General features: G+C 29.8%; 13 protein-coding genes. 10 read left to right on the forward strand and 3 right to left on the reverse strand.

All coding sequences use genetic code 11. From position 1 onward, the window contains the following. Positions 1 to 300: 300 nt before the first annotated feature. Complete coding sequence (locus tag Q7I96_04910) at positions 301 to 1170, forward strand: tyrosine-type recombinase/integrase (GenBank protein MDO9626952.1); 870 nt, start codon at positions 301 to 303, stop codon at positions 1168 to 1170. 90 nt (positions 1171 to 1260) lie between these two features. On the opposite strand, the gene Q7I96_04915 is transcribed toward Q7I96_04910, so the two are convergent. Beyond that, positions 1261 to 2355 (reverse strand): histidine kinase dimerization/phosphoacceptor domain -containing protein, encoded by a 1095-nt coding sequence (locus Q7I96_04915; GenBank protein ID MDO9626953.1) that lies wholly within the window; start codon positions 2353 to 2355, stop codon positions 1261 to 1263. Beyond that, complete coding sequence (locus Q7I96_04920) at positions 2345 to 3790, reverse strand: histidine kinase dimerization/phosphoacceptor domain -containing protein (GenBank protein ID MDO9626954.1); 1446 nt, start codon at positions 3788 to 3790, stop codon at positions 2345 to 2347. Before Q7I96_04920 ends, Q7I96_04915 begins: the two co-directional genes overlap by 11 nt. A 414-nt stretch (positions 3791 to 4204) precedes the next feature. On the opposite strand from Q7I96_04920, the gene Q7I96_04925 reads away from it, so the two are divergent. The 9 genes from Q7I96_04925 to Q7I96_04965 all read left to right on the forward strand — a co-directional run bounded on the left by Q7I96_04925 (position 4205) and on the right by Q7I96_04965 (position 12268). After that, complete coding sequence (locus Q7I96_04925) at positions 4205 to 5161, forward strand: DUF1722 domain-containing protein (protein MDO9626955.1); 957 nt, start codon at positions 4205 to 4207, stop codon at positions 5159 to 5161. Between the two features lie 104 nt (positions 5162 to 5265). After that, positions 5266 to 6642: a deoxyribodipyrimidine photo-lyase gene (gene phrB / locus Q7I96_04930; protein MDO9626956.1), complete on the forward strand. Its 1377-nt coding sequence runs from the start codon at positions 5266 to 5268 to the stop codon at positions 6640 to 6642. Positions 6643 to 6996: 354 nt separating this feature from the next. Further along, on the forward strand, positions 6997 to 7659 hold the full coding sequence (locus Q7I96_04935) for a biotin transporter BioY (protein ID MDO9626957.1): 663 nt from the start codon (positions 6997 to 6999) through the stop codon (positions 7657 to 7659). Continuing rightward, entirely contained in the window at positions 7628 to 8083 is a 456-nt protein-coding gene (locus Q7I96_04940; protein ID MDO9626958.1) for a DUF1284 domain-containing protein, read from the forward strand. The genes Q7I96_04935 and Q7I96_04940 overlap by 32 nt, the downstream gene beginning before the upstream one ends. Positions 8084 to 8360: 277 nt before the next feature. Beyond that, a complete protein-coding gene (locus Q7I96_04945) occupies positions 8361 to 9509 on the forward strand; it encodes an aldo/keto reductase (GenBank protein MDO9626959.1) in 1149 nt (382 codons plus the stop codon). 193 nt (positions 9510 to 9702) lie between these two features. Beyond that, positions 9703 to 10146, forward strand: coding sequence for a methyl-coenzyme M reductase operon protein D (mcrD, locus tag Q7I96_04950; protein MDO9626960.1), 444 nt, complete (start codon positions 9703 to 9705; stop codon positions 10144 to 10146). A 118-nt stretch (positions 10147 to 10264) separates the two neighbouring features. Next, the gene (locus tag Q7I96_04955; GenBank protein ID MDO9626961.1) at positions 10265 to 10462 is read left to right on the forward strand and encodes a hypothetical protein; all 198 of its coding nucleotides are present in this window, start codon (positions 10265 to 10267) and stop codon (positions 10460 to 10462) included. Positions 10463 to 10737: 275 nt separating this feature from the next. Then, positions 10738 to 11217 carry a hypothetical protein gene (locus Q7I96_04960; protein MDO9626962.1) on the forward strand — a complete coding sequence of 160 codons (480 nt, stop codon included), beginning with the start codon at positions 10738 to 10740 and terminating at the stop codon, positions 11215 to 11217. A gap of 418 nt (positions 11218 to 11635) precedes the next feature. Then, entirely contained in the window at positions 11636 to 12268 is a 633-nt protein-coding gene (locus Q7I96_04965; GenBank protein MDO9626963.1) for an exopolysaccharide biosynthesis protein, read from the forward strand. Between the two features lie 108 nt (positions 12269 to 12376). Here the strand turns inward: Q7I96_04965 and Q7I96_04970 are convergent, their stop codons facing one another. Beyond that, positions 12377 to 12541 (reverse strand): hypothetical protein, encoded by a 165-nt coding sequence (locus Q7I96_04970; protein ID MDO9626964.1) that lies wholly within the window; start codon positions 12539 to 12541, stop codon positions 12377 to 12379. Positions 12542 to 12895: the final 354 nt, after the last annotated feature.

Below are 12895 nucleotides of genomic sequence, written 5' to 3' on the forward strand. Positions count from 1 at the left end.
CCATCTAAATAATCAAATAGTTCAACATTGCATAAGAATAAGTTGAGTAATTTGAATTTAATATTATATTAAACTAATACACTTTTTGATGAATAAATACATTAAAAAGGTATTTAATGAGAATATGAGTGTTATGGAATATTGTAAGAATAAATAAAAATGTCTGATATGATGAATCCCTATTCCCAACAAATTGGCAGAGCATCTACAGTAGATTCTGGAAGTTTTCAGCAGAATTTTCCTGCAGAGTCTAGTGATGGAGAGAGAAAAACAGTTCTAGAGGTCTTTGATTTTCCAGATATGATTGAAGAGTATCTTATAGAACTTGAAATCAGAAATTATTCAAGGAATACTATTAAAACATATAAATCAATCGTAAATAATTTTTATAAATTCTTATTAACTGAAAAAGATCTTTATGATGATAGAAGAGTTTTAAGGTCATTCAAAAGATATATACAATACCTTAAAAGAGAAAAAAACGTTTCTCAAAATTATATTTACCTGGTTACAGTTGTGGTTAAGAAATTTTTAGAATTTAATGATATTGATTTTTTAAAGGATGTTCAAACACCTAAAAGAACCAAATCTCTACCTAAATCCCTCAATGAGGGCGAAGTAGTAAAATTAATCAATGCAGTGAACTGTGATGGGCCAAAAGAGGGAGATTCGGCCCTTCAAACCAGCAATAAACTCAGAAACAGATTAATACTGGCATTACTTTACTCTTCAGGACTTAGAGTATCCGAACTAGTTTCATTAAGAATTGATGACGTTGATTTGGAGGATAGGACACTTAGAATCCGAGGAAAGGGTGAAAAAGATCGTATTGTGCTTTTTGATGAAGAAACCCAAGTATTAATTGATACTTACATAGAAGTTAGGTTCCATCAAGGAGAACACTTGTTTTTGAATAGATTCGGAAATAATTTAACTCCTCGCTATGTTCAGATGATGATAAAAAACTATGCTGAAATGGCCGGCATAAAAAAGAGAGTTACCCCCCATATTCTAAGGCACTCTTTTGCAACCCATCTGTTAAAGAACGGAGTGGATATTAGAGCTATTCAGCAATTATTGGGACACTCCAACCTGTCTACAACCCAAATATATACCAGTGTGGATATGCAAACCCTTAGGAATGTTTATGATCGGGCCAAGCTTCATTAAAATAAAATGTATTTATTAATTTTTAAATTAATTTTAAAAATTTATTATTTTAGAAAACATTGAAATAAATAACTAATAAAAATAAATAAATTAATTATCATCTTTATAATCTAATTTTACCCGTTCAGTGTATCTTAATTCTTCAAAATTAATTTTAAAAGAAGTACCTTCAGTTCCATCAAATTCTACAGAACCGCCTAATTGATTAATAAGTGTGTTAACCATTCTAAATCCAAAAGATCCTTTACAAGGGAATTCAACATCAGAAGGTATTCCAACACCATTGTCACTTATGAAAAGAGCATATCTACCTCTTTTATCAGAACGAAGCTCAATCAATATTTCTCCTTTTTCAATTTCAGACAAATCTAAAAAAGCGTGTTTTAGGGAATTACTGAGAATTTCATTGATAATTAGTCCGCAAGGGATTGCGGTTTCAACATTGAGAAAAACATCATCGGAATTAATAGTAATATTGATATTTGGATCTTTTTTATAAGAACTGGATAACTGAGAAGCTAGACCAACCAGATAATGATTAAAATCTATGCTAGATAAATCATCAGACTGATAAACTCTTTCATGTATCATAGACATTGATTTGAGCTGGTTGACATAATCCTTGAAAAAATCATGTACCCGTTCATCTTCAAAATATTTTGATTGTAGCGAAAGAAGACTGATAATAATTTGAAGGTTGTTATTAACTCGGTGGTGAATTTCACGCATTAATGTCTCTTTTTCATTCAGAGATTTTTCTAAGTATTTATTGATTGCTTTTTGCTGGATAAGTTGAAGACGACTCTTACGGGCTTCATGTTTATACAATGCCATTTCAATATTAATTTGAAGATCTCTTTCTTTGAAAGGTTTAAGTATGTATCCATAAGGTTCTGTCTTTTTGGCCCTTTGTAAAATTTCTTTATTACTATATGCAGTTAGGTAAACAACAGGAATATCATACCTTTCAGAAATTTTCTGAGCAGTTTCAATCCCATCCATTTCACCTTCCAGCATGATATCCATTAAAACAGAATCCGGGCAGTATTCCTCTATTTTTAGAAGAGCCTCTTCACCAGATGGAGTAATAGCTGGAACATGATAACCTAAATCTTCCAGAATCAATTTTATATCCTGGGCAACTAGTTCTTCATCTTCCACAATAATTATTTTCTCATTTGCCATTAGGTATTCTTCCCCTGTAATTTAATTCCTGAAAACTAATTTTAAATCTAGTCCCCTTAGATCTATCAATAACCATTTCACCATTTATTCGCTTACTTAGATGTTGAACCAATTCTAAACCAAAACTATCGATTTTATCCAGGTTCAATTGAGAAGGTAAACCCTGACCATCATCAGCTACATTAAGGATAATTTTATTATTTTCCCGGTCTTTACTAAGGCCCACGAAAATTTCCCCATTTTCTGATGGTTTGAAAGCATGTTTAAGTGAATTGGTCAAAAGTTCATTAACAATAAGGCCACAAGAAATAGCAGTTTCAATATTCAATTTAACGTCATCTAATTCTAATTTTAATTTTATTCTACTGGAGTCCGTAGGGAAAAAATGTAAAAGATCACCAGTTAAACTTTTTAGATAATCTGAAAAATCAATACATCCCATATCCTGAGATTGATATAATTTTTCATGCACCAGAGCTATAGAACTAACCCTATTCTGGCTTTCTCTAAAAATTTCTAAAGCCTCTGGATCATTAATATGATAAGATTGAAGTCTAAGTAAGCTGGAAATAACTTGTAAATTATTTTTTACCCTGTGATGTATTTCCTGTAAAAGTAACTCTTTCTCTTTTAAAGATTCTTTTAATTTATCTTCTGCAATTTTACGACGTGTAACATCTTGTTCAGTTCCGATAATTCGTAAAACTTCACCATGATCTCCATGAATAACTTCGCCATGGGACGAAACAAATCTAACATCACCATTAGGTCGAGATATCCTATATTCTGCAGAAAAAGGCATTAAATTATCTATAGAATTGTTTATACTTTCAGAAACTGACTTCTGATCATCAAAATGAATTCTATCCATGAAAGAGTCAAAATTAGCATTAAAAGTTTCTTTTTCAATACCAGAAATTCTATAAAATTCATCCGAACAATCCATAGTTCCTGAATGAATATCCCATTCCCAGCTCCCAATATGGCCTATTTTTTGGGCTTCCATTAGCTGCCAGTGACTTTTTATCAGTTGTTCTTCAGCATTTTTACGTTTTTGTTGTTCTTTAACCTCTTCTATGGCCCTTTTAATTGCTGGAACAATTTTAGAAAGATTACTTTTTAGAACATAGTCTGTTGCACCGTTTTTAAGAGCATCTACTGCAAATTCTTCCCCAATAGTTCCACTGACAAATATAAATGGTACTTCTGGACAATTCTCCTTGGCAATTTCCATGGCAGAAATACCATCAAAGTGAGGTAGCGAATGATCAGCTAAAATTAAATCAGGTTTAAATTCATTTATTTCTCTTAAAAAATCTTCTTCAAGTTCAACTGTTCTTGAATTAAAATCAATACCTGATTTTTTTATTTCACGCTCCATTAACTCCACATCAAATGGAACATCCTCCAGTATCAATATATTATAAGTTTTCATGGTCTCAGATTAGTTTTATTCTTATTAAAAAGGCTATATGAATCGATTTAATTCTAATTCTTAAAAGATAATTATGAACTATTCATCACCTAGTTATTTTCCGTAATTCATATCTATTGTTAATGATTAAGGATTTACTTAATAGTTAAATTACTAAATAATTTCGATGACTCATCTTAAATATATTGAATTTAGTTAATTAATTTAATTTTTAATTAATTTATTTTAGTCTAATTGATTTTTTTAATTAAGTTATTTAAATAATTATATATTGAATTTTAAATAAATATTAATAATAAATAACATTTAGGAATGAATTATTATTTAATTGTGTAATAACATATACATTGTTACTAATTAATTTCAACTATATTTGATTTATTAACCAACATTTAAAATTGAGGAGGAGTTATTTTGAAAAAATATCAAACCCCTAATTTAGTAGTCAGTAAATGTATAGAATTTGAATCTTGCCGTTATAATGGACTTATAATTGCCAGCCCCTTTATTAAACAGTTAAAGAATTACATTAATTTTATTCCAGTTTGTCCAGAAGTAGAAATCGGCTTAGGAATACCAAGAGACCCCATTAGATTAGTGGAAATAAATGGAGAAATAAATCTTATACAGCCTTCCAAGGATCTCAATTTAACTCAAAGTATGGAAGAATTTTCCAGCGCTTTTTTAAGCTCATTAACAGATATGGATGGTTTTATTTTAAAAAATAAGTCTCCTTCATGTGGTGTAAAGGCGGTTAGAGTCTATCCACATCCCGGAAATTCTCGCCCAAAAACAGATGGCATAGGCCTTTTTGCAAATTCTATTTTTAATGAATTCCCATATACTCCTGTAGAGGATGAAGGGCGTTTAAGAAATTTACAAATAAGAGAAGATTTTTTAACCGCGATTTACACTTTATCTGACTTCAGAAATGTGAAAAAAAGTCAAAAAGTTTCTGAATTAATTGATTTCCATAGCCAAAATAAGTTTTTACTAATGGCCTACAATCAAAATATAGTTAAAGAAATGGGCCAAATGCTTGGTAATCAGAAAAATTATTCTAATGATGATTTATTCTTAAATTATGGTTATATGTTAAGTAAAATTCTCAAAAAACCTCCAGAAATTCCTTCAAATATTAATGTACTAATGCATGTTTTTGGATACGTATCAGATAAACTTAATCACGAGGAAAAACTATTTTTCCTAGATTCCCTTGAAAAATACCGGCAAGGAATAATGCCACTATTAGTATGTCTTAATCTGTTAAAATCCTGGGTAATTAGATTTGAACAAGATTATTTAACTAAACAGTCCTTTTTTCAACCATACCCTCCAGAATTAATGCCAGTCACAACAATCCAACGATGATGATGATGATGATGATAATAATAATAAATTAGATAATCATCTTATTTGGGCTAGATAATTGAATTTTATAAATTAAAACACAATTAAAAAAAGAAGGTTAAATATTGATTCAAAATGAGAGAATAGAATTTTTGAATTCAAATCCCATTCAAAAAGGAGATTATATTCTTTACTGGATGCAAGCATCTCCTAGAAGTCATTACAATCATGCATTAGAATATGCGATTGAAAAAGCTAATGAGCTGGAAAAGCCACTTATCACTTATTTTGGAATTAACAATGATTTTCCCAATGCCAATTATAGGCATTTTTGCTTTTTAATTCAAGGTTTAAAAGAAACTGCAGTATCTTTAGAAAAAAGAAACATCAATATGGTTACATTACAGGAGAATTCTGCGAAAGGAGCTATTAAACTTTCAAGAAATGCTTCATTGATAATTACCGATATGGGCTATTTGAAAATTCAGAGAGAATGGCTAGAAAAAGTCAATTCCAATATTAAATGCCCATTAATCCAATTAGAATCTAATGTAATAGTACCCATTAAAACAACGTCCCCTAAAGAAGAATATTCTGCCGGGACCATTAGAAAAAAGATTCATCGCGAATTAGATTATTTTATGGTTCCGCTTAAAGAACGGTTGCTTGAAAAAAGTTCTTTAGATTTTGATTTAAAATCAAATTCAGGCCAAGATTTTAAAAAATTCGACCTTGAAAGCTTGGAAAAATCTATTAAAAACCTGAAATTAAAGGATGATATAAGTCCCTGCATTTTCCAAGGAGGTACTGAAAATGCTTTGAATTTGTTTCATTCCTTTGTGGAAAATAAAATCGACAAATTTGAAGACTTGAGAAATGACCCTGCAGAAGATTATCTTTCAAATATGAGTCCCTATCTTCATTTTGGCCAAATTTCACCATTATATTTAGCATTGGAAGTTTCTAAAATAGAAAGTCCTGGTAAAGATTCATTCCTGGAAGAATTAATAATAAGAAGAGAATTAAGTATGAATTTGGCCCATTACAATGATAATTACGATAGATTTGACTGTTTACCAGATTGGGCCAAAAAAACATTGTTGGAACATCGAAATGATATTAGGGAGTATACTTACACTTTAGAAGAGCTTGAAACCGCTAAAACACACGATCCTTACTGGAATGCCGCTCAAAAGGAAATGATTATTACTGGAAAAATGCACGGTTATATGCGGATGTATTGGGGTAAAAAAATCTTAGAGTGGACTAATGATCCTAGAAATGCATATGATATTGCAGTGTATTTAAATGACAAATATGAAATTGATGGAAGAGATCCCAATGGGTATACTGGTGTTGCATGGTGTTTTGGAAAACATGATAGGGCCTGGAAGGAAAGAGAAATATTTGGAAAGGTTCGTTACATGAATGCCAATGGATTGAAAAGAAAGTTCAAAATAGAAAAATATGTAGATCGCATTAATCAACTAGAACAAAATTAGAAACTATCTAATCCAATAATATCCCAATATTTAATATTTAATCAGTTTCTTTATTGAGTTTATTTTTAGTTTTTTTTATATTATTTTCAAGTAAGTTCTAAAATTTAATAATAATAATAATAATAATAATAATAATAATATTCTAATTTATTAATTCATACTACAGAATAACAGAATTATTATCAATTGATATATTTTTAAAATAAAGTTTTTATAATACTGTCACCTAATTAATTAAGGAAGTATATTCTTCCTATTTCTAAATTACTAATGAATTTGATAAAAATTTTGGAAAAATTATTAGCTAATTAAATGAATTGAATAAGCAGCATCCAAAATATTGGAGGATTTGAATTGAACGTAACTTTAAATAATTATTATAAAAAACGTTTTGACTTTTTTAAATGGAGAAGTCATCAATCATTGGCTTACAAAGCAGTTATGGCATTTTTCATGGCTTGCATAACTGGAATGATGGCCCAAATAATAATTCCATTGCCCTGGACTCCCGTACCAATAACCGCCCAAACATTCGCAGTTTTAATAGCTGGAATAGTCCTAGGAAGATACTGGGGAGGATTAAGCCAGATTATGTATATTGGTATAGGAATATTAGGCGTTCCATGGTTTGCAGGAATGACCGGAGGATATGGAATTGCTTTAGGTGCCACCGGAGGTTATTTGATTGGATTTGTATTAGCTTCCCTTTTCTTAGGCCATTTTGCAGATAAATACATCAGAGCAAGAAGTTTCACCACTATGTTTGGACTCATGATATTTGCCAGCTTCGTTTTAATTTACGTGCCGGGACTAGTTGGTCTGGGACTATGGATGTCTACAACTACTGGAAGTTTCCCTGGAATCTGGCAGTTACTGGCCATGGGATTAATTCCATTTGTTATTGGGGATTTAATAAAAGTTGCTGGAGCTTCTGCATTTACCAAAGTTATAATGCCTAAAGAACCCTTTGAGGGAGAAGTAGATATTGAACAGTCAAAAAATTGGAGAGTATTCTGATACCATTCGTATCAGAGCACATCATCTCCTCTGCATCCAGGGATTTCAGGGAAAAGGTTACAGTGCAGATTTTATAAATAATATGAATCAAATCATATATTTTTTAAATGAAGGCCTACCGGATGTCATATCTAAAAAAATAAAAGTTATTAATCATGGCGATGACATCTGCACTCACTGTCCACACCTAGAGAAAACTCGATTAGAGAAAAATATTTGCTCACAATTCCCTGAATCTGAAAAAAGAATTAAAGAAATGGATGATTTGACTATAAATTTGTTAAAGCTAGAATGTGGTCAAGAATACATTTATAAAGATATTCTCAGAACAATAAACGAGATTATTAGTTTTTCTCAAATAAAAAATATTTGTGGCCATTGCTCTTGGAATAAAGACTGCTTATTTTATTTAAAATTTATTTAAAATTGAAATAATTTTTTTTGAATTTCATTATTGGTTTTTTTAGGATTTTAGGATTATAGAAATTTATAGTTTTAAAGATATTTACAAAATATTTATTTAATTTTATTAAATTCAAGATTATTTTAATTTAGAATTCATTTAAAAATATTAATATAAATAATAATGAATATCTAATTAATTTAAAAATATTAATTGCATTAGTTTAAGGAAACTGTTTAAATGCGATTTCAGAAAATGAATTATCACAATCACCAGAAATCAAAGGGGAAATAAAAAAATGCTTTATCGGAAATTAGGTAAAACAAATGAAAATGTGTCCATCTTAGGAATGGGAGCCATGCGCTTACCCGTTAAAAATGATGATTATAGCAATATTGATGAGAAAAAATCATCAGAAATGCTAAAATATGCTTTAGATAATGGAATAAACTACATTGACACCGCATATCCCTATCACAATGGGAAAAGTGAAAAGTTCCTGGGAGATTTCTTTGAAAAACATCCCCATTACATTGCAGATACATTTATTGCCTCAAAAATGCCTAGCTGGTTAATTGAAAGTCAGAATGATATGGAAAACTATTTGAATCAGCAGCTTGAAGCTTTGAAGATGGAAAAACTAGATTTTTATCTTTTACACTCTTTAAAACCAGATTACTGGGAAAACCTAATTAATAACAATGTTTTTGAATTCTTAGACCATGCAAAAGAAGAAGGAAAGATTAATTACACTGGATTTTCATTTCATGGTGAAATAGATCTATTTTTTGAGGTTATTGATTCTTATGACTGGGATATTTGTCAGATTCAGCTTAATTTCATGGATGAACATTATCAAGCTGGAGTTGAAGGCCTTAAATATGCTAAAAGTCAGAATTTAGGAACAGTTATAATGGAACCTCTGCGTGGAGGTTGTTTAACTCAAAACATTCCAGAAGAAGTACAGGAAATTTGGGATCTGGCCGATAAACCTAAAGCTCCTGCAGAATGGGCTTTGAAATATCTCTGGGACTACGAAGAAGTTGATATTGTTCTTAGTGGAATGTCAACCTTAGAGCAAATTAAAGAGAATATGGGTTTTGCCCTGCACGGCTTAGCCAATTCTTTCACAAAAAATGACAAAGAAATCATTAAAGAAGTTAGAATGAGTTATCGTGAAAAAATAGAAGTAGAATGCACATCCTGCGGTTATTGTATGCCTTGCCCAGAAGGAGTAGATATTCCTAAAAATTTTGATATTTTAAACCATGCCTATATGTTCAATGATGCACAGGCCCTTCAAATGCAATATATGTCCCTTTTAACTGAACGGCAACGAGCTTCTGCATGTAATATGTGTGGAGAATGTCAAAAAATGTGTCCTCAAATGATTCCCATAGTTGAAAAACTAAAAGAAGTTAGGGAAACTTTTGAAAAAGAGAATTGAATTCAATTTATTTTAATTTTTATTTTTTAGTATTGAATAATAATTTAAAATTAATTTCGAGTATATGATAAATAATGTTTTTATTTTAATTTAAAACTAAAATTTAGAAAACATTATCAAATAACTTATAAATCAAATATGCTATATACAATAGTCTAATAGTTAAACTTTACAAAAACTTAGAGGCGATAAAGTGGATATACAAATCTTTCCATACCGAATTTTAAGTGCTGATACTACTGAAAATTTATTAAGAGAACTAAATGAAATTGAAGGCATCCATAGGATGGTTTTGCAAGGAGAGCGCCTACCTGAATCAGAAATAGGTCATCCAGATCGTAGAGTAATCATCGTTAAAGGTGAAGAAATAGATTTACAAGTTAAAACCGGCCGAATATTGATGGAAATATCTGATGAAGCTGTTATTGAGAAAGTAAAAGAAGTTAGTGAACCTCACCTTCCTTTTGGTTTTGACATCTATGCTGGAACTTTTATAAGAAAAGAAAAAACCGTTAGTGATAACCTGAAATATGGTGAAAAGCTAGATGAAATTCCAGACGAAATGGTAGGCTTAACTGATCAAACAGCACATTTGAGTAAACGAGCTACTATTTTAAGGAGTAAAAAAGAATCTTAAAATAAATTATTAATTTTTTTCTTTTATTTGACTTTATTATTGATAATATGAGTTTATTTGAATTTATTTTAGTTAAGATTTTATTATTAAGCCTGTTTGAGCCTAGGATGGAATATCAATGCTAGGCCGTTTAAAATATTCAATAAAAATAGGTTTATTGCTTGCTGTTTTGGGTGGATTAGTTTTTTTTATTTGGGGAATGATCGGCAACCAACTTTTGCTTTCTGCAGTTTTAAATTCATCATTAATGGCCCTTCTTGCTTTTGGAATAATTGGTTTTATATTGGGACTATTGATCTATGGCCTGGAGCCATGAAGGTCTTATAACCAGCAAATTTATTTTTAATAAGTTAAAAATCCAGAATATTTTTTGTTAATATTTGTAATTTAGAAAATAATGTTTTTAAATTATTTCTAAACCCCCGCTCCAAAAAAAACTATATTCGTTATAGTTCAGTTTAGCGAACATATGGGTCGGATAAATAAATGAAAAATAATAAAAGGGCCTAAAATAAGAAGGATTATTTCAAAAATTACTTATGATTATTAGAACAGATTATTAATATGGAATATTAATTAGGGAGTCATTATATGACGGCAAGTACTAAAATAAACCGTTTTTTGGAAATAATGCGTTGGGCTGGTGTAGCCTTGGGGATATTTTTCGCATTTTATTTAGGCAATAATAATCCTCAGTTACAATTTTCTATTTTTGCAATTTTAAGCACAGTATTTTTAGCAGGTTTCACTTCAATAGAAGGTATTTTCTTTAGAGAAGGTGGTGGAAAGGTAGCGGGTTATGGTGACCAAGGTGAAGCGTGGCGCAGACAGTCCAGAATGCACTTTGTGGCCATCACAGTTACCATGATATTTGCTTGGTTTTTAAACTGGGGTTTCTATGCTTATCTTGGAATTTACATGGTTTTACTAGTATTTTTCACTTTCAGTTCAATGAATCATTTTTATACTGGTTTGAAAGAGAAATTCGTGGTTAACACCCTTTTAAGACCAATATTAACAATTTTACTATGGGTGATGACCCTTTACCTATTATTGCCTGCCTTAAATTAGATTTATTTATAAAATAACTCCGCAGCAAATAAAAATAACGGATCTAATGGAAAAAAACTTAAAAATTCCCTCATCAAATATTGGAAACAATATTTGAACTTTTTTTTATAATTTATTTTGAGATAGTTATGATAATGATTCTAATGATTCCCACATATTTTAACAGATAATCTTCAAGAGAGGTTATAAAAAATAATATATCCTATGAAGAGCTATCCTCTAAAAAAAGCTGAAGAAAGGTATTTTAGTTAATAAAACTAATTCCAATAATATTAGGTTTAAATCTTATTTTAAGAATTATCGTTCAAATGTTAATTTAAAACAGTTATATTATGAGCAGATAAAAATCGTTCCAATAAAGATTAATAATGACCTATTTATTCTAATTATTAATCTATTAAAATAAAGAGGGCATTAATTGCAAGAAAAAAATCATTGTGTCACAACTTTCTCATCAAGGATATCAAAAATTCCATCTCAAATTCACGATGATGGGGCCACATTAAAAGAGTTTTTAGATATAATTGGAGAAGAAGGTCAATTATTCACATGCATCATTTTAACCGGACCTTTTTTGCTACCAGTATCAATTCCCGGAAGTAGTATTCCATTTGGCCTGGCCATATTCGTAATCTGTGTGAGTATCATTCTTAACAAGCATATGCTACTTCCAAAAAGGATTATGAATTATAAGATATCTAAAAACAATCTGGAAAATATTTTAAATGGGATTATCCCCATTATGGGGCGCATAGAAAAATTTATAAATCCTAAATTCATTGTTTTATGCAGTGGATCCAGAACAGACAAATTTAATGCAGCAATAATGGGATTTTGCTCACTTTTATTGATATTGCCTCTCCCAGTGCCCCTCACTGACTTTTTACCAGCATATAGCATATTATTTTTGGCTTTAGGTTCTTTAGAATGTGATGGATATTTAATATTGACGGGATATATTTTAGCAACAGTTACTACATTATATTTCACATTTACAGCCGTTTTAGGATGGGATGTAATTGTTTCTGTTTTTTCATTTATCACCGGATGAACAATAAATAAAATTATAAAATAAATTCAAATTAGTTTATTTGAATTATAATAAAAAAATTAATAAAAAGTTAGATAAATCACTAATCATTATAATTCTAATTTAAATTTATATAATACCCATTACTAAAACAATGGCCGCTAAAGCAGTGCAAAAAATAGCCACCAGATAGTTTGATCTCTTTGCGCCTTCTGGAAGTTTTTTTGTCATTATTAAAAGAAGAATTGATATTATAACTAGTATAATGCCACTTATAATCAGAAATATGCTCATTTTTTGTCCTCCATGAGTTATTATACTTATTATATTTAAAAACCTGATTAAAAATATTAGATTAAAATAGTATAATAATTGAATTAATCCTATAAAAAATCTATTGGCTAGTTAATCCATGCTGTTTTTAGGATTTTTTATAATAGAATTTCGCAATAAATGATAAAATAACATATTATACTCCAAATTAAAATATATACTCTCTTAAAATGTATAAATAAATAATTTTTTGCCTTTATAAACTAAATTAAAGTGTTTAGATAATTAAAATGAATATTACACAAGCAAACAATTTTATTCATAAGCCATTAACCGATAAGTATAAATAGGAAGTCCATTAAACATTGAGATTGC

This window comes from Methanobacteriaceae archaeon (genome assembly GCA_030656015.1).
Classification (GTDB): Archaea; Methanobacteriota; Methanobacteria; order Methanobacteriales; family Methanobacteriaceae; genus UBA349.